Origin of the sequence: Intrasporangium sp., assembly GCF_039812505.1 — a bacterium.
GTDB lineage: Bacteria > Actinomycetota > Actinomycetes > Actinomycetales > Dermatophilaceae > Intrasporangium_A.
Map to the genome: position 1 here is coordinate 26,791 of NZ_JBDIAQ010000015.1, position 17,331 is coordinate 44,121.

Annotated in this window: 13 protein-coding genes; 1 reads left to right on the top strand and 12 read right to left on the bottom strand. The window is 73.2% G+C overall.

Annotation, left to right across the window (positions count from 1 at the left end):
* Positions 1 to 15: 15 nt before the first annotated feature.
* From WMI84_RS03960 to WMI84_RS03990, 7 genes are all read right to left on the bottom strand, one after another.
* Entirely contained in the window at positions 16 to 1,077 is a 1,062-nt protein-coding gene (locus WMI84_RS03960) for a proline racemase family protein (RefSeq protein WP_347350707.1), read from the bottom strand.
* 217 nt (positions 1,078 to 1,294) lie between these two features.
* Entirely contained in the window at positions 1,295 to 2,296 is a 1,002-nt protein-coding gene (locus tag WMI84_RS03965) for a proline racemase family protein (protein WP_347350708.1), read from the bottom strand.
* Positions 2,297 to 2,314: 18 nt separating this feature from the next.
* The gene (locus WMI84_RS03970) at positions 2,315 to 3,214 is read right to left on the bottom strand and encodes a dihydrodipicolinate synthase family protein (RefSeq protein WP_347350709.1); all 900 of its coding nucleotides are present in this window, start codon (positions 3,212 to 3,214) and stop codon (positions 2,315 to 2,317) included.
* A 179-nt stretch (positions 3,215 to 3,393) separates the two neighbouring features.
* Complete coding sequence (locus WMI84_RS03975) at positions 3,394 to 5,052, bottom strand: multicopper oxidase family protein (protein ID WP_347350723.1); 1,659 nt, start codon at positions 5,050 to 5,052, stop codon at positions 3,394 to 3,396.
* Positions 5,052 to 6,518 carry an NAD(P)/FAD-dependent oxidoreductase gene (locus WMI84_RS03980; protein ID WP_347350710.1) on the bottom strand — a complete coding sequence of 489 codons (1,467 nt, stop codon included), beginning with the start codon at positions 6,516 to 6,518 and terminating at the stop codon, positions 5,052 to 5,054. Before WMI84_RS03980 ends, WMI84_RS03975 begins: the two co-directional genes overlap by 1 nt.
* Entirely contained in the window at positions 6,505 to 6,768 is a 264-nt protein-coding gene (locus tag WMI84_RS03985) for a (2Fe-2S)-binding protein (protein ID WP_347350711.1), read from the bottom strand. Before WMI84_RS03985 ends, WMI84_RS03980 begins: the two co-directional genes overlap by 14 nt.
* A 13-nt stretch (positions 6,769 to 6,781) precedes the next feature.
* A complete protein-coding gene (locus tag WMI84_RS03990) occupies positions 6,782 to 7,972 on the bottom strand; it encodes an FAD-binding oxidoreductase (protein WP_347350712.1) in 1,191 nt (396 codons plus the stop codon).
* A 109-nt stretch (positions 7,973 to 8,081) separates the two neighbouring features.
* On the opposite strand from WMI84_RS03990, the gene WMI84_RS03995 reads away from it, so the two are divergent.
* A complete protein-coding gene (locus tag WMI84_RS03995; protein WP_347350713.1) occupies positions 8,082 to 9,662 on the top strand; it encodes an aldehyde dehydrogenase (NADP(+)) in 1,581 nt (526 codons plus the stop codon).
* Between the two features lie 137 nt (positions 9,663 to 9,799).
* On the opposite strand, the gene WMI84_RS04000 is transcribed toward WMI84_RS03995, so the two are convergent.
* From WMI84_RS04000 to coaE, 5 genes are all read right to left on the bottom strand, one after another.
* Positions 9,800 to 10,711, bottom strand: coding sequence for a universal stress protein (locus WMI84_RS04000; RefSeq protein ID WP_347350714.1), 912 nt, complete (start codon positions 10,709 to 10,711; stop codon positions 9,800 to 9,802).
* Positions 10,712 to 10,714: 3 nt separating this feature from the next.
* Positions 10,715 to 12,532, bottom strand: a complete 1,818-nt coding sequence (locus WMI84_RS04005; protein WP_347350715.1) for an amino acid permease — start codon at positions 12,530 to 12,532, stop codon at positions 10,715 to 10,717.
* A 203-nt stretch (positions 12,533 to 12,735) separates the two neighbouring features.
* Positions 12,736 to 13,719 (bottom strand): TerC family protein, encoded by a 984-nt coding sequence (locus WMI84_RS04010; protein WP_347350716.1) that lies wholly within the window; start codon positions 13,717 to 13,719, stop codon positions 12,736 to 12,738.
* 223 nt (positions 13,720 to 13,942) lie between these two features.
* Positions 13,943 to 16,057 carry an excinuclease ABC subunit UvrB gene (uvrB, locus tag WMI84_RS04015; RefSeq protein WP_347350717.1) on the bottom strand — a complete coding sequence of 705 codons (2,115 nt, stop codon included), beginning with the start codon at positions 16,055 to 16,057 and terminating at the stop codon, positions 13,943 to 13,945.
* Positions 16,058 to 16,060: 3 nt separating this feature from the next.
* Positions 16,061 to 17,331: dephospho-CoA kinase (gene coaE / locus WMI84_RS04020; RefSeq protein ID WP_347350718.1), on the bottom strand; the 1,271-nt coding region annotated here is incomplete at its 5' end.

The window sequence follows — 17,331 nt, forward strand, 5'->3', positions numbered from 1 at the left end:
CCTTCGCCCGGCCCGCTACCGCAGCACGAACCCGGGGACGAGCTCGTCGCGCGGGTCCACCACGAACGAGCCGTGGCCGAACCGGTGCGCGGTCCCGGTCACCTCGACGACCACGGCGTCGTGCCCGTGCGCCCGCACCCGCCGGGCCACCCGGGCCCGGAACCGGCTGCCCACGATCGAGTCGTGCACCAGGACCGCGCCGTCCGGCAGCCGGCCCGCCAGGCTGAGCTGCGCCACCCGGGCGGCGGTGCCGGAGCCGCACGGCGACCGGTCGACCTCGCCGTCGGCGAACACCGTGACGTTGCGCTGGTGCAGCGCGCCCTCGGCCGTCAGGCCCTCGAACGGCGCGCCCGCCGCGGTGTCGCCGGGTTCGACGTCCTCGTGGAAGATCGTGCCGTAGACCCCCGAGAGGCGCGCATCACCCGGGTGCTGCGCGGCCCCGAGCGCGTTGAGCCCGTCCCGGATCTGGCGCCCGAGCGCGATGAGCTCGGGCAGGTCGGCCGGACGCACCCGCAGCCCGACCGCGGCGGCGGGGACGGCGGCATACATGGCGCCGCCGAAGGCGATGTCGCACGTCACCGGGCCGCGCCCGGTCGTCACGTCAATGCCGCGGGCATGTACCCAGCTGGGGACGTTCACGAAGGACACGTCGCGGATCTCGTTGTCCCGGAACGCGACCCGGGCGACCACCCGGCCGGAGGGGACGTCGATGACGACGTCCCGGGTCCCGGACAGCTGCGTCGGCACGAGACCGGACTCGACGGCCCAGACCCCCAGCGCGATCGTGCCGTGACCGCACGCGGTCGAGAAGCCGTCCTTGTGCCAGAAGAGCACCCCCAGGTCGGCGCCGTCGTCGTCGGGCTCGGTGACGAAGCCGCCGTACATGTCGGCGTGGCCGCGGGGCTCGGAGCAGAGCAGCCGCCGGACCCGCTGCACCGGCGCGCTGCCGATCGCCGCGACCCGCTTGTCGGCCACGGTCGCCCCGGGCAGCGGCACCGTCCCGGCGGCCACGACCCGGAACGGCTCGCCGCCGGTGTGGTAGTCGTCGGTGTGGAACCGGACGGGCAGGTCACGCACCGGCCCGGCCCTCGGCTCGTGCGCTGCTGCCCATCGGGTCCTCTCCTGCGGACGGCCGCTGCCGGCGCCGCCCGCTCGGGCCACCTGTCCCGGGCGGCTCACCTATGTCGTGTGACATTGCACAATCTAGGGACGGGCCGCGCCCGCTGACAAGGGCGCGCGGGGCCGTTGCCGAACCGTGACCCTCCCCGCCCGCCGGCCGTCGTCGCCGCCCGGGTCAGAGCTCGAAGCCCGCCGGGAAGGGGTCGCTGGGGTCGAGCAGGTACTGGGCGGTGCCGGTGATCCAGGCCCGGCCGGTGATGCTGGGCAGGATGCCGGGCCGGTCACCAACCGTCGTCTCGCCGAGGATCCGCGCGCCGAACCGGCTGCCGATGAAGGACTCGTTGACGATCTCCTGGCCCACGGCCAGGTTGCCCCGGGCGTACTGCTGCGCCAGCCGCGCGCTCGTGCCGGTGCCGCAGGGAGACCGGTCGAACCAGCCCGGGTGGATCGCCATGGCATGCCGCCCGTGCAACGGCGTCGAGTCGGGCGCCTCGAGATAGACGTGGTGGCACACGTCGATGTCGGGCCGCTCCGGGTGGACGACGGGGTGCTGCTCGTTGATCGCGTCCATGATCGCCAGCCCGGCCTCGAGCAGCCGGGCCTTGGCGCTGCGCTCGAACGGCAGCCCGAGGTCGGCCAGCCTGACGAAGGCGTAGAAGTTGCCGCCGTAGGCGATGTCGTACCGGACCGCCCCGAAGCCCGGGACGTCCACGACCTGGTCGAGGGCGTGACAGTAGGACGGCACGTTGGCCAGGGTCACGGAGGTGGCCGCACCCTCGGACACCGCGACCCGGGCGACCACGAGCCCGGCCGGGGTGTCCAGCCGGATGACCGTCTCCGGCTCGGTCACCTCCACCATGCCGGTCTCGACGAGCACCGTCGCCACGCCGATGGTCCCGTGCCCGCACATCGGCAGGCACCCGGACACCTCGATGAACAGGACCCCGTGGTCGGCGTCCGGCCGCGTCGGGGGCTGCAGGACAGCCCCGGACATCGAGGAGTGGCCGCGCGGCTCGCACATCAGCAGGGTGCGCAGGTCGTCGCGCTCGGCCATGAACCGGAGCCGGCGCTCGGCCATGGTGCTCCCGGGCAGGACGCCGATCCCGCCGGTGACGACGCGGGTCGGCATCCCCTCGGTGTGGGAGTCGACGGCGTGGAACAGCTTGCGGCTGCGCATCGTGGGCCGGCCCGCCGGTCAGTCGAGACCGGCGTCGATGACCGCCTGCGTCGCCTCGCGGACGACCTTCTCCTGCTCGGCCGTGAGCGGCAGCCGCGGTGGGCGACAGGCCCCGCCGATGCGGCCGATCATGTCCTGCCCGAGCTTGATCGCCTGGATGAACTCGGTCCTGGAGTCCCACCGCAGCACCGGGTGCAGCCGGCGGTAGAGCGGCAGCGCCGTCTCCACGTCGCGGGCCACCGACGCGCGGAACAGCTCGATGCACGCCTTCGGGAAGACCTGGGGGTAGCCGGCGACCCAGCCCTTCGCGCCCGCGATGCCGACCTCCAGGACGGTGTCGTCGGTGCCGATCATCAGGTCGATGCCCGGGGCCAGCTCGCTGAGCTCGTAGCACCGGCGGACGTCACCGGAGAACTCCTTGACCCCGACGATCAGGCCCTCCTCGTAGAGCTTGGCGAGCAGCGGCGGCGTCAGGTCGACCTTGGTGTCGATCGGGTTGTTGTACGCGGTGACCGGCAGCCCGGCGCTCGCGACCAGCTCGAAGTGCGCCAGCACGGAGCGCTCGTCGGCGCGGTACGCGTTCGGGGGCAGGCCCATGACGGCCTTGGCCCCGAGGTCCTTGGCGGCCTGCGCGTGCCGCTTGGACTCGCGGCCGCTGTACGCTCCGACGCCCGGCATGACGACGAAGTCCTCGCCGCCGGCCTCGACCGCCGCTCGGACGACGCTGTCGCGCTCCTCCCAGGACAGCGACTGGTACTCGCCCAGCGAGCCGTTCGGCGCGACGCCGTCGAGGCCCTGCTCCTTGAGCCAGGCCACGTTGTCCTTGTACGCGCCGAGGTCGATCTCGCCGTCGGCGTCGAACTGCAGGCTCGTGGCGACGAGGATGCCGTGCCAGGGCTTCTTGGCGGTGTCGGTCATGGGTCACTCCTGGGGATGAGGGTGGGATCGGGGTGGGGGTGGGGTATGCCGCTGGGCCCGGTCGCGCGCAGCCCTCCGGTCGGTGCGTGGACCCTCTGGCGCAGATCGAGCCAGTGCAATGTTACATTGCATTGGTCCGGACGTCACGCCGGGATCCGCGACCGCTGCCGGCCCGGGACTCAGGCCCGGTAGTCCAGGCGGGTCATCATGCCGGCGTCCATGTGGTAGCCGTTGTGGCAGTGCAGCATCCAGTACCCGGGGTTGTCGGCCTGCACCTCGACGGCCACCGAGCGCATCGGCAGCACCACCACGGTGTCCTTGCGCGGGCCCGGCCGGCCGTCGGCACGGGCGACCTGGAAGGTGTGGCCGTGCAGGTGCATCGGGTGCCACATCATGGTGTGGTTGGTGAAGCCCAGCCGGGCCCGCTGCCCCTGGCTGATGCCGAGGGGCTGCATCCGGTCGAAGGCCCGCCCGTTGATGGTCCACCGGTAGCTGGTCATGTCCCCGCCGAGCACGGCGGGCAGCGTGCGGTCGACGTCCCGCCTCGGCAGGGCCACCGCCTCGTCGGCGGTGAACACCTCGACCGTGCCGACCCGCCCGTCGAGCTCCGCGGGGCGCAGCGACTCCGCGGGGACCTGCCCCGCGCCGGTGCGCAGCAGGGCGCGAGCGGCAGTCCCGGCCTTGCCCTCGGGCGCTGCGACCAGGGGGAACACGCCGTCGCCGGCGGTCACGGTCACGTCGTAGCGTTCGCCCATCCCCAGCAACAGGGCGTCGACCTGCCGCGGCTGCACGGGGTACCCGTCGGTGTGCGTCACGGTCATCGAGTGGCCGGCCAGCGCGACCCGGAAGGCGGTGTCGGCACCGGCGTTGACGACCCGGATCCGGATCCGCTGACCGGGCCGGGCCCGGAACGTGGTGGGCGCCGCCGGGATCCGGCCGTTGACCAGGTAGTACGGGTAGCTCACGTCGCCGGCGTCGCCGCCGAGCAGGTCACTGCCGGCTCCCGCGGCGCCCATGCCGGGCATGCCGGCCATCCCGTCCGGGCCGGTCCCGCCCGGGCCGGGCGAGCCGTGGCCCGTCGACCCCATGCCGCGGTGCTCCGTGCCACCCATCCCCATGCCACCCATCCCCATGCCACCCATCCCGGACATGCCGCCGCCCTGCCGGAGGGTGTCGAACACCTGCGCGGGGCTTGGCCCCACCCCGTCGGTCCAGTCGTCGAGGACCACGACCCACTCCTCGTCGTGGTCGCCCGGCTCGCTCGGGTCGTCGACGATGACCGGCAGGTAGAGCCCGTGGTCGGTCATCCCGATGCCGACGTGGGGGTGGGCCCAGTAGGTGCCCGGGTCGGGCACGGAGAACCGGTAGGTGAACGCGGCACCGGCCGCGATGTTCGCGGTGGCCGGCGGCGCACCGTCCATGTCGTTGCGCAGGGCGATGCCGTGCCAGTGCACCGAGGTGGCCTGGCCGAGCCCGTTGCGGACGGTCACGGCCAGCTGGTCCCCGACCGAGGCGCGGATCGTCGGGCCGGGGACGGCGTCGCCGTACGCCAGGGTGGCAACCACCGGACCGCCCAGGTCGATCCGCGTGCGCTGGGCCGCCAGGGTGTAGCGGCGCGTGCGGCCGGTGTGCGGTCGGGCCGCCTCCCGCTGCTCGATCGCCGTCGTCAGGTCGCTGGGAAGCATGGTCGACGTCCCTCCGGAGGCTGCCTCGGGGCTCGTGGTGCAGCCGCTCAGCACCATCCCGGCCACGGCGACACCGGCGGCCGACAGGACCGTGCGCCGGGCCAGGTCCGGCTGCTGCGGCCCGCCGGGCCCCGGGCACCCGCCACGAACCATCACGTCCCGAGCGTCCCACACTTCCCGGAGGTCGACCCCGCCCCGGCCGACCCGGCGAGGGTCCCCAGGGGGACGGGCGCCGCGACCAGGCGCTCGACCGGCGGGCCGGGGCACCCCGACGAGAGCAGCGCTGCCGGGTAGCCGCAGACCCGGCCCTGGCACCACCCCATGCCGGCGCGGGTCAGCTGCTTGACCTGGCGCGCGTCGTGGGCACCCCGGTCGTCGATGGCCGCCCGGACCGCGCCGTAGGGCACCTCCTCGCACCGGCACACCACCGTGTCGGCCGTGAGCCGGTCGGCCCAGCCGGCCGGGACCGGGTAGGCGCGCCGGACGGCCGCCGCGAAGGCCCGCTGGCGGGCGACGAGCCGCCGGGCGAGCCCGACGGCCCGGTCGGGCACCTCGCCGTCCGTGAGGTCCGCGACGACCGCGGCACCGGCGAGCCGGCCCTCGGCGACCGCGAGGGCCGCCCCGCCGACCCCGCACACCTCGCCGGCGGCGTAGACGCCGGGCCGGCTGGTGCGCTGTCCGGGGTCGACCGCGACCACGGCCGTCCCGGCCCCGTCGTCGGCCAGCTCGACCCCGAGAGTCACCGCGAGGTCGAGCTGGGGGGTGAAGCCCCAGCCCACCCCGACGGCGTCGACGGCCACCCGCTGCTCGCTGCCCGGCACGGGGTGGCCGGACCGGTCCACGTGCGCCACGGTGACCGCCTCGACGCGGTCCGCACCGTGCGCCGCGACGACCATCCGGCGGGTCCGGACCGGCACGCGATGGCGCAGCAGCGTCGCCGCGTAGCCGGCGCCCTCGCCGAGCTTGCCGGGGTTGCGGGCCACCGCCCGCGCCTCGCGCAGCCAGCGGCCCGGGCGGTTCGCCTCGTAGACCCCGACGACGGTGCTGCCGTGCCGGGCCAGCCCGGCGGCGACGGGCAGCAGGAACGGTCCGCTGCCGCCGACCGCCACGCGCCGGCCCGCCGTCACCCCACCCGACTTGAGCAGGGCCTGCAGCCCCCCGGCGGTCAGCACCCCGGGCAGGTCCCACCCCGGGAAGGGCAGCGCGCGGTCGTAGGCTCCCGTCGCGACCAGCACGGCGCGCGCCGCCGTCGTGGACCCGGTCACCTGCCCGGGGCCACGGCTGCGGTCGACGGTGTGGGCGGCATACCCCCCGCCCCCGGGCACCACGGCCCACACGTGCCGTTGCGCCCGGAGCTGCAGGCGCCCCTGCGCCCGGCCCTGCTCGACCCGGCGCAACAGCCCGGCGAGGGTCGCGCGGTCGTGGTGCAGGTCGGCCAGCTCGGCGGGCTCGAGCGCGTCCGGGCCGCCCGCCGGCCCCGGCTGCCGCCAGTACTGTCCACCGGGCCCGTGCCCGGCGTCGAGGATCGTGACGGACAGCGGGGAGTGCTCGAGCACCGTGACGGCGCAGGCGAGCCCGGCCGGGCCGGCGCCGACGACGAGCAGGTCAGTCGGGCTCATGGCCGGTCCCGTCCTGGGTCGTCACGGTCATGCCGGGCTCGGCGAGCACGAGGCAGGCCCGCTGGTTCGGCTCTCCCCCGACGGTGACGAGACAGTCGTAGCAGACCCCGATCCCGCAGAACATCCCGCGTCGCGCGCCGCGCACCCGGGTGGTGCGCCAGGCCGGGCGCCCGGCCGCGACCAGCGCGGCGCCGACGGTCTGTCCGGGCCGGAACACGACGCCGACCCCGTCGAACTCGAACGTGCTCATGGCTCGGCCCTCCTCATGGCTGTTCCTCGCCCCCGGCGGTGACGAAACGGTCCGGCAGCAGCGCGGCCCACTCCCCGGCCGTCTCGGGCGCCAGCGCGCCGGTGACGTAGTCGGCGACGAGTCGGGCGGTGCCGGCCGCCAGCCCGATCCCGGCACCCTCGTGGCCGCAGGCGTGGATGACGCCGGGCACCCGCGGGTCGGGCCCGACGACCGGCAGGTGGTCCGGGCAGTAGGGTCGGAAGCCGCGGTACACGCGCAGCAGGTGCACGCGCGCGAGGAACGGGAAGAGCGCGACGGCCTGCCTGGCCAGCGTCTCGACGACGGGTGCGGACAGGGCCGCGTCGTAGCCGACGCGTTCCCGGCTCGCCCCGATCAGGATCGTCCCCCCGCGGGTGCCCTCGACCACGCAGGACGTCTCGAGCCCGGCTTCGGAGGACTCGACGTTCGCCACGTAGTCGGCGGAGTAGACCTTGTGCCGCACCAGGGGCGGCAGCGGCTCGGTGACCAGGACGAACCCGCGCCGCGGCAGGACGGGCACCGGCGCCCCGAGCCGCGCGCTCACGGTGCCGCCCCACGTGCCGGTCGCGTTGACCACGACGTCCGCCTCGACGACGTCACCGCTCGCCGTGCGTATGCCGCTCACCGACCCGTCGTGGTCCGTGACCGCGGCTGCCACGTCCGTGTCACCACGGAAGCCGGCTCCCCGGTCCAGCGCGGCGGCGAGCAGCTCCGCGGCGGCCAGCACCGGCTGGACCTGCATGTCCTCGGGGTAGTGGACGGCACCGGCGAGCCCGGTGGCCAGGTGCGGCTCGAGGGTCCGGGGGTCGGTGACGTCGAGGGCGGTCACCCCGGCCGCCCGCTGCGCGTCGGCGAAGCCCTGCAGCGCGGCGAGACCGGAGGGGGACGCGGCGACGACCAGGCCGCCCTTCTCCTCGAGCTCGATGCGCGCCCGGCCGAGGAGGTCGCCGACCTCGAGCCAGGCCCGCCGGGAGAGCCGGGCCAGGGCGAGCTCCGCGCCGGGCCCCTTGTCGGACACGAGGATGTTGCCCTCGCCGCGGCTCGTGGTGCCGGAGCCGACGGAGTTGCGGTCGACGACGACGACCTCGATCCCGCGGCGCGTCAGGGCCTCCGCGCAGGCCGACCCGACGATCCCGGCACCGATGACGACCGCCGTGGTCACGGTGTCCACCGGCGGCTTCGGCATCGTCGCATAGTGTGTAATGTTACACATTACTGGATGTCGCGAGATGCCTCCTGCCGAGGCGCTCGGGACCCTGCTCGCCGCCACCTGCAACCGGACCGCAAGGAGAGCCATGACAGCCACCGGACAGGCGATCATCGCCGGCGTACCCACATCGGGCACCGCGGGGGTCTTCCGCGCCGTGGACCCGTCGACCGGCGAGCCGATCGGACCGCAGGTGAGCGCGCTGACCACTGCCGAGCTCGGCGCGGCCACCGCCGCGGCGGCCGCGGCCTTCCCGGCCTACCGGGCCACGTCGCCGCAGGACCGGGCCGGCTTCCTCGATGCCATCGCCGAGCAGATCGAGGCCGTCGGGGACGAGCTGGTCGAGACGGCCATGGCCGAGTCGGGCCTGCCGGCCGTCCGGGTGCAGGGCGAGCGGGCCCGCACCTGCGGCCAGCTGCGCGCCTTCGCCCGCGTCGTCCGGCAGGGCGACCACCTCGGGGTCCGGGTCGACCCCGCGCTCCCCCGGCGTGAGCCGCTGCCCAGACCGGACCTGCGGATGCGCCAGGTCCCGATCGGTCCGGTCGCCGTGTTCGGCGCGAGCAACTTCCCGCTCGCCTTCTCCACCGCCGGCGGTGACACCGCCTCGGCCCTGGCCGCCGGCTGCCCGGTCGTCGTCAAGGGTCACAACGCGCACCCGGCCACGGCCGAGCTCGTCGGTCGGGCGATCGCCCGGGCCGCCGAGCAGACCGGCATGCCCGCCGGGGTCTTCTCCCTGGTGTTCGGCACCGGCAACGAGATCGGCACCGCCCTGGTGACGGACCCGGCCATCCAGGGCGTCGGCTTCACCGGCTCCCGGGGTGGCGGGCTCGCCCTCGTCGAGGCGGCCGCGCGCCGTCCCCAGCCGATCCCGGTCTACGCCGAGATGTCCTCGGTCAACCCGGTCGTCGTCCTGCCGGGCGCGCTCGGCGGCGACCTTGCCGCGCTCGCCACCGGCTACGTGACCTCGCTGACGAACGGGGCCGGGCAGTTCTGCACGAATCCCGGCCTGCTGTTCCTGCCCACCGGCGCGCTCGGCGACCGCTTCCTCGACGCGGTCGGCGCAGCGGTGCGCGCCAGCGCCGGCCAGACCATGCTGACGCCGCAGATCCGGGCGCACTTCGACGAGCGCGCCGCCTACCTGGCCGGCGCCCCTGCCGTCACGGTCGTGGCGACCGGCAGCCCGGGCGACTCGGCAAACGCGCCGGCGCCGACGGTCTTCGCCACCGGGCTCGCCGACTTCGTGGCGCAGGAGGAGCTGGCCGAGGAGGTCTTCGGAGCGGCCGGGCTGGTGATCCGGTACGCCGACATCGGTTCGCTGGCCCGGGCGCTGAGCGGGCTGGAGGGCCAGCTGACCGCCACCATCCACGGCACGGACGCCGACCTGGACAGTGCCCGCACCCTCCTGCCGGTCCTCGAGACCCGGGCCGGGCGCATCCTGTGGGGCGGCTGGCCCACCGGTGTGGAGGTCAGCGAGGCGATGGTCCACGGTGGCCCGTACCCCGCGACCTCCGACCCGCGCACGACCTCGGTCGGCACCCTGGCCATCGAGCGGTGGCAGCGCCCGGTGTGCTACCAGGACCTGCCCGCGCAGCTGCTACCCGAGCCCGTGCGCGACGACAACCCCTGGCGGCTGGTGCGCCGGGTCGACGGCACCCTGCAGCTGCCCTGATCCTGTCGTCCAGGACTCCGACGACTCGGCGGGACCGGGCCGGTCCCGTCCGCATCGGCCCCCGGTCCCCTACCGGCGGCGCAGCCGCGGTCCGGACCCGGCTCGCGGGGCCGCGGTCCGGGCCCGGCCGGCGTGGCCTACGGGTCGCCGTCCCGGGTGGCGCGCGGCGCCGGCACCATGAGGACCGGCACCGGCGCGGACCGCAGGATCTTCGATGCCCGGGACCCGAGGAAGAGCCGGGCGGCTCGAGCGGCCGAGCTCGGTCCGAGGACGAGCAGGTCGCCGTCGCTCCAGGGCACGTCCCGGATCGCCTCGCGCCAGGAGAGTCCCACCCCGACAGCGAGGGGGCATACCGACCCGTCGCCCAAGGTGGCGGTCGTCGCGGCCAACCGGGTCTCGAGGGCGGCCTTCGTCCGAGCCGCCCACTCGTCGACGACGACGTCGTCTGCGGACGGCTCGATCGTCCCGAAGAGCCGCTGGGGCGGCCGGACCAGCAACGACACGGCCCGTAGGTCCGCCCCGACCGACTGCGCGAGCTGCGCGCCCGCCGCCACCACGTGCGCCCCCCGCTCGGATCCCGCGTAACCGATGCTGACCCGCCGGATCCGCGCGGCGGGACCCGAGCGGAACCCGCGCGGGGCGAGGGCCAGCGGCAGCGGCGCAGCGTGCACGAGACGGTCGACGATGCTGCCGAGCGAGATCCGGCCGAGCGATCCCTTGCTCGACGAGCCGAGGACCAGGGCCGAGGCGCCGGCGTCGGCGGCCGACTCGAGCAGCCCGGTCGGGATGGACGAGGCGTGCCGCACCTGAAAGCTCGCCTCGACGTCCGGCTGGACAGCGGCCCGGGCGCCGTCGAGGACGGACTCGCCCCACTGGGTGAGCGGACCGACGCGGTCGCCGTCGACGAGGTCCGAGACCCCGGCGATGTTCGGGCTCGCCAGTACGACGGTCACGACCAGCGGCTCACGCAGGGAGCGCGCCAGCACGCCGGCCAGCTCGAGGGCCGAGACTCCGCTCTCCTGCGTGGTGTAGCCGACGACGATCGCCATGGCTCAGCCGGATGCCACGAGCGAGGCGGCCTCGATGTGGCTGACCGGGACGCCGAGCTCGCCCGCCCGGTCGACGACCTCGAAGCGCTGCCAGACCGAGTCCGACACCGGGAGCGTCACCACGAGGATCTGGTCGGGACGGAACTCCTGCACCGCTGTCTGCAGCGCGCGCAGCGGGCGGTAGTCGCCCAGACTGCCGGTGGCATCGAGGTGGTGCGCCGACAGGGCCGCGAGGGTCCGGTCCAACCGCGCCTGCGCGGCCGCGACCGTCGCGTCCCGGATCGACAGCGCGCCGTGGGTCCACGCCGTCCCGGTCTCCACGGGGCTGGCCGGTACGCAGACGTAGTACGTCGCCTTGCCCGTGGTGTCGATCCGCTTCAGCTCGTCGAGCAGCTCGTGGGCCTCCAGGGTCTGGTTGGCCAGGACGAGCACGCGACGCGCCTGGCCGGTCGGCGCGGGCTCGACCCTCGCCGGCAGCCGGGCGATCCGGACCCGGTTGAGGAAGAAGAGGACGATGACCACGGCCCACGACAGGAGGCTGAGCACCAGCTGGATGCGTACGTCCGCGGTCATGCCCATCTGGGCCAGGACCAGGACGATGCCCAGAGCCGTGATCCCCGAGAGCACCGGGAAGAACCACATCTTCACCTTGAGCGTGGAGCTGTCCGCCCGGTAGCGCAGCACGATCTGGGAGATGGCGATGAGCAGGTAGACGAACAGGATGACCGCGCCGGACGAGTTGAGCAGGAAGGAGAACACGGTGTCCGGCGAGACGGCCGCCATGATCACGGCCAGGAACCCGACGACCGAGGAGGTGAGGATGGCGACCATCGGCACGCCCCGCGAGTTGACCGACACCATCGACGCGGGCGCCTCGCGACGGGCCGCCAGGACGAAGAGCATCCGCGAGGCGGTGTAGAGGCCGGAGTTCAGACAGGACAGCACCGCGGTGAGCACGATCGCATTCATCACGTCGTCGGCGTACGGGATGCCCATCCGCTCGAACGCCGCGACATAGGGCGAGGCCTGGAGCTCCGGCGAGTTCCACGGCAGGATCACGGACAGCAGGAAGATCGAGCCGACGAAGAAGATCGCGATCCGGGTGATCACCGAGTTGGCGGCCTTGGCGACCGCACGCTCGGGGTCGTCGGACTCGGCGGCAGCGATGGTCGCGATCTCCGCACCGACCATCGAGAAGATCACCGTGACGACGCCGGCCGTGATGGCGAACGCGCCCTTGGGGAAGAAGCCGCCGTGCGCGGTGAGGTTGCTGAAGTCCAGGCTCACGTTGGGCCAGATCCCGAGCACGAAGAGAGCGCCGCAGACGAGGAAGACGATGATGGCGCCGACCTTGATGCCCGCGAACCAGAACTCGAACTCACCGAAGGACGACACGGAGATGAGGTTCGTCCCCATCATGAGGAGCATCAGCACCAGGCTCAGCCCCCAGGTCGGCACGTCCGGGAGCCAGAAGTTGAGGACCTTCGCCCCGGCAACGGCCTCGAACCCGACCACGATGACCCAGAAGTACCAGTACAGCCAGCCGACGGAGAAGCCGGCCCAGTCGCCGAGCGCCTTGCGGGCGTAGTCCGCGAACGACCCCGTCGTCGGGTCGGCCACGGCCATCTCGGCGAGCATCCGCATGACCAGGATGATCAGGATGCCGCTCAGCCCGTAGGTGAGGAACGCGCCCGGCCCGGTGTCGTGGATGACCGTGCCGGAGCCGACGAACAGGCCCGCGCCGATGACGCCGCCCATGGCGATCATGGTCAGCTGGCGCTGGTTGAGCGCCTTCTTCAGCCCGGGCTCGCCGCCGGCCATCTCAGGCCCACCGCCCGGCGACGTGCGAACTGTGCAGCAGAGCGGAGCGAGCCATGGGTGCGCCTCTCGATCTGGCGGACGCGGCAAACTGCCGGAAAACGACCCGACAAACGTAGTGCCGGAGGGAATCACCTGTCCACAGCGGCCGGGATGACCGGCTGGCCCGCTCCGGCACGACGAGGAGCAGGTCAGCCGGGGCTCGGTCAGTCGCGCAGGGCCCTGGTGTCGTGCTTGGTCTTCCACAGGCTCGCCACTGTCGTCACGCCGAGGATGACGATGATGGCGCCCAGCGAGACCGAGATCGGGATGTCCGGGACCGAGTGGACCGGCTGCCCGCCGTTGATGAACGGCAGGTTGTTCTCGTGCAGGGCATGCAGCATGAGCTTGACGCCGATGAAGCCGAGCAGCACCGCCAGGCCGATGCTGAGGTAGACCAGCCGCTTGAGCAGCCCGCCGATGAGGAAGTAGAGCTGGCGCAGCCCCATCAGCGCGAAGATGTTGGCGGTCAGGACGAGGAACGGCTCCTTGGTGAGGCCGAAGATCGCCGGTATGGAGTCGAGCGCGAAGAGCAGGTCGGTCGTGCCCAGGGCGAGGATGACGATGAGCATCGGGGTGATCAGCCGCTTGCCGTTCTCGACGATCGTCAGGCTGGTCCCGTGGAACTCGGTCGTCGCCGGGAACCTGCTCTCGACCCACTTGAGCACCCGGTTCTCCTCGAACTCGTCCTCCTCGTCGCCCCCCTTGGCGAGCTTTACGGCCGTGTAGATCAGGAACGCACCGAAGATGTAGAAGACCCACGCGAAGGCGTTGATCGCCGCGGCCCCGACGGCGATGAAGATGCCCCGCAGGACGATCGCGATGACGATGCCGGTCATCAGGGCGGACTGCTGCAGCCGGGCCGGCACCCGGAAGTTCTGCATGATCAGCAGGAAGACGAACAGGTTGTCGACCGACAGGGAGTACTCCGTCAGCCAGCCCGCGTAGAACTCGCCCGCGTACCTGCCGCCCCACTCGTACCAGACGTACAGCCCGAAGAGGATCGCGAGCGAGACGAAGAAGATCAGGTGGCGGGTCACCTCGGCCATCGACGGCACGTGTGGCCGTCGGGCGATGACCAGGACGTCCACGAGCAGGAACACGGTCAGCACGACGATGGTGACGACCCAGCCCCAGACGGGCACATTCATGAAAGGAACCTTCCGGACACGGCGGCGCAGACCGGAGGTCTCTCCCGCCCCGAAGGCGGACCGACGGCCCGGGACCGCGCGGCCGTCGGCCGCCGCCCGTGGTGACGAGCACGTCGCATTGGGGATACTCCCCTCCGTGAACGCCTGATGCTCTCATCCTCTCGTGGGTCGGCTCAAGTCGGGGCGGGCGGCGGTCCAGCCGCTGGACCTCCCCGGGGCCCGCTCAGTGGGTGGCGGCCGTCATCTGTCGCAGCTCCTTCTTCAGCTCGCTGATCTCGTCGCGCAGCCGGGCGGCAAGCTCGAAGTGCAGCTCGGCGGCGGCCTGGTGCATCTGCGTGGTGAGCTCCTGGATGAGGGCGGCGAGGTCGACGGTCGCCAGGCCGGCCGGGCGCTCGGCCAGGGCGAGCCCGGCGACCCCGACGTCGGCGGCCATCGCGCCCCGCCCGGCGCTGCTCTTGCCCCGGGACTGGATGCGACCCGAGCCGATCAGCTCCTGCGTGTCGGCGTCCTCGCGCTGGAGCAGGTCGGTGATGTCGGCGATCCGCTTGCGCAGCGGCTGCGGGTCGATGCCCATCTCGGTGTTGTAGGCGACCTGCTTGGCGCGGCGGCGGTTGGTCTCGTCGAGGGCCTGGCGCATCGACGGGGTGACCGCGTCGGCGTACATGTGCACCTGCCCGGAGACGTTGCGGGCGGCCCGGCCGATGGTCTGGATGAGGCTGCGGGTCGAGCGCAGGAACCCCTCCTTGTCGGCGTCGAGGATCGACACCAGGGAGACCTCGGGCAGGTCGAGGCCCTCGCGTAGCAGGTTGATGCCCACCAGCACGTCGAAGGTGCCGGTGCGCAGCTCGCGCAGCAGCTCGACGCGGCGCAGTGTGTCGATGTCGCTGTGCAGGTAGCGCACCCGCAGGTCCTTGTCGAGCAGGTAGTCGGTGAGGTCCTCGGCCATCTTCTTGGTCAGCGTCGTGACCAGGACCCGTTCGTTGCGCTCGACCCGGAGCCGGATCTCGTGGATCAGGTCGTCGATCTGCCCCTTCGTCGGCTTGAGCACGATCTCGGGGTCGACCAGCCCGGTGGGACGGATGATCTGCTCGACCGGCGGACCGGACCGGGCGAGCTCGTAGTCGCCGGGGGTGGCCGACAGGTAGATCGTCTGGCCGATCCGCTCGAGGAACTCCTCCCACTTCAGCGGCCGGTTGTCCATGGCGCTCGGCAGCCGGAAGCCGTGCTCGACGAGCATCCGCTTGCGGGACATGTCGCCCTCGTACATCGCGCCGATCTGCGGCACGGTCTGGTGCGACTCGTCGATGACCAGCAGGAAGTCCTCGGGGAAGTAGTCGAGCAGGCAGTTCGGGGCCGACCCGGCCGCGCGGCCGTCGATGTGCCGGGAGTAGTTCTCGATGCCGGAGCAGAAGCCGACCTGGCGCATCATCTCGATGTCGTAGGTCGTGCGCATCCGCAGCCGCTGCGACTCGAGCAGCTTGCCCTGTCGCCCGAGCTCGGCCAGCCGCTGCTCGAGCTCGGACTCGATCCCGGCGATGGCCCGCTCCATCCGCTCCGGACCGGCGACGTAGTGCGAGGCCGGGAAGACGTACATCTCCTGCTCCTCCTGGATCACCTCGCCGGTGAGCGGGTGGAGCGTGTAGATGCGCTCGACCTCGTCGCCGAAGAACTCGATGCGCACGGCGAGCTCCTCGTAGACCGGGATGATCTCGACCGTGTCGCCGCGCACCCGGAAGGTGCCGCGGGTGAAGGCGAGGTCGTTGCGCGTGTACTGCATCTCGACGAACCGGCGCAGCAGCTGGTCGCGGACGATCTCGTCGCCGACCCGGATCCGGGCCATCCGGTCGACGTACTCCTGCGGCGTGCCCAGACCGTAGATGCACGACACGGAGGCCACCACGATCACGTCGCGCCGGGTCAGCAGCGAGTTGGTCGCCGAGTGCCGCAGCCGCTCGACCTCGTCGTTGACCGAGCTGTCCTTCTCGATGTAGGTGTCGGTCTGCGGGATGTAGGCCTCGGGCTGGTAGTAGTCGTAGTAGGAGACGAAGTACTCGACGGCGTTGTGCGGCAGCAGCTCGCGGAACTCGTTGGCCAGCTGCGCGGCGAGGGTCTTGTTGGGGGCGAGCACGAGGGTGGGCCGCTGGACCTGCTCGACGAGCCACGCCGTCGTCGCGGACTTGCCGGTGCCGGTGGCGCCGAGCAGGACGATGTCATGCTCGCCCGCCTTGACCCGCCGCGCCAGCTCCGCGATGGCCTGCGGCTGGTCGCCGCTCGGCCGGTAGTCGGAGATGACCTCGAACGGGGCCACCGTGCGCTGCAGGTCGGTGGTGGGACGCATGACTCAACCGTAAGCCCGGCCACCGACAGGGCCGTCCCGGCGCGGTCCCGTCGGGACCCGCTCCCCCGGCTGCGGCGCCCAGCCGGCCGCGGCGGCCCACCTGGTGGCCCGCTGCCACGCGCCCTCGAACCACGGCTCCTTCGCCTCGGTGTAGACGTCGGTGCGCGGGTCCGCGGCGAGCAGCGCGCGCTTGTGGGCGGCATACTCGTCCCGTTCGGCGGGCAGCGCCCGCAGCCAGTCGCGGAAGAGCAGCGCGAACCGCCAGCCTTCGCCCCCCGTCCCGCGGACGTGGACGTGGACGACCTGGCCGGGGTCGCAGCCGCCGTAGTACCGCTTGGCCCACCCGGCCGGGTCGGCACCGGCCGGGTGCGGGTTGTCCGCGAGGTTTGCGGGGTCGAGCAGGTAGCCCGCCGCGCGCAGGGCCGCCGCGAACCCCGGGTGGTCGGCGTCGGCGAGACGAGGCACTCCCACCTGGATGTCGATGACGTCCTTGGCGACGAGCCCGGGCACCGCGGTCGACCCGATGTGCGTCACGTCGCAGGCCAGCCCGGTCGTCGCGAGTGCGGCGGCCAGCCGGGCCACGACACGTGCTCCGCAGGCGGCCCAGTCCGCCCGGGCGGCGACCACGGCGTTGCGATCCGGACGCCGGGTCCGTATGCCGCCCACGACGTTCGCGTCGTACGGCTCGATCCGCTCGCGCCAGAGCGCGTCCACGGCAGCCGTGAGCTCGTCCGGGGTGCCGTTGTTGTCGAGCCAGACATCGGCGGCGGCCCGGCGAGCGTCGTCGTCGGCCTGCGTGGCGATCCGGTGGCGCACGTCGGCCTCGTCGAGCCCGCGCTGCGCGACGAGGCGCTGGACCCGGGTCTCGACGTCGACGTGCACGACGACCGCCAGGTGCTCGTGCACCCAGAGCCGGCGCTCGACCAGCAGCGGCATGTCGAACACCGTCACCCGGTCGGCAGGGACGGCGGCGCGCCGCTGCGCCACCCGGGTCATGATGGCCGGGCCGGTGATCGCGTTCAGGTCCGCCAGGGCCGCGGGGTCCGGGAACACGACGGCGGCCAGGGCGCCCCGGTCGAGCGACCCGTCGGGTCGGATCACGTTGCTGCCGAACCGGTCCCGGATCGCGGTGAGCGTCGGCTCCCCCGGCTCGACGACCTCGCGGGCCACCTGGTCGGCGTCGACCACGACGGCGCCGAGCCCGGCCAGGCGCTGCGACACGCTGGACTTGCCCGACCCGATCCCGCCCGTGACCCCGACCCGCAGCACGGCCC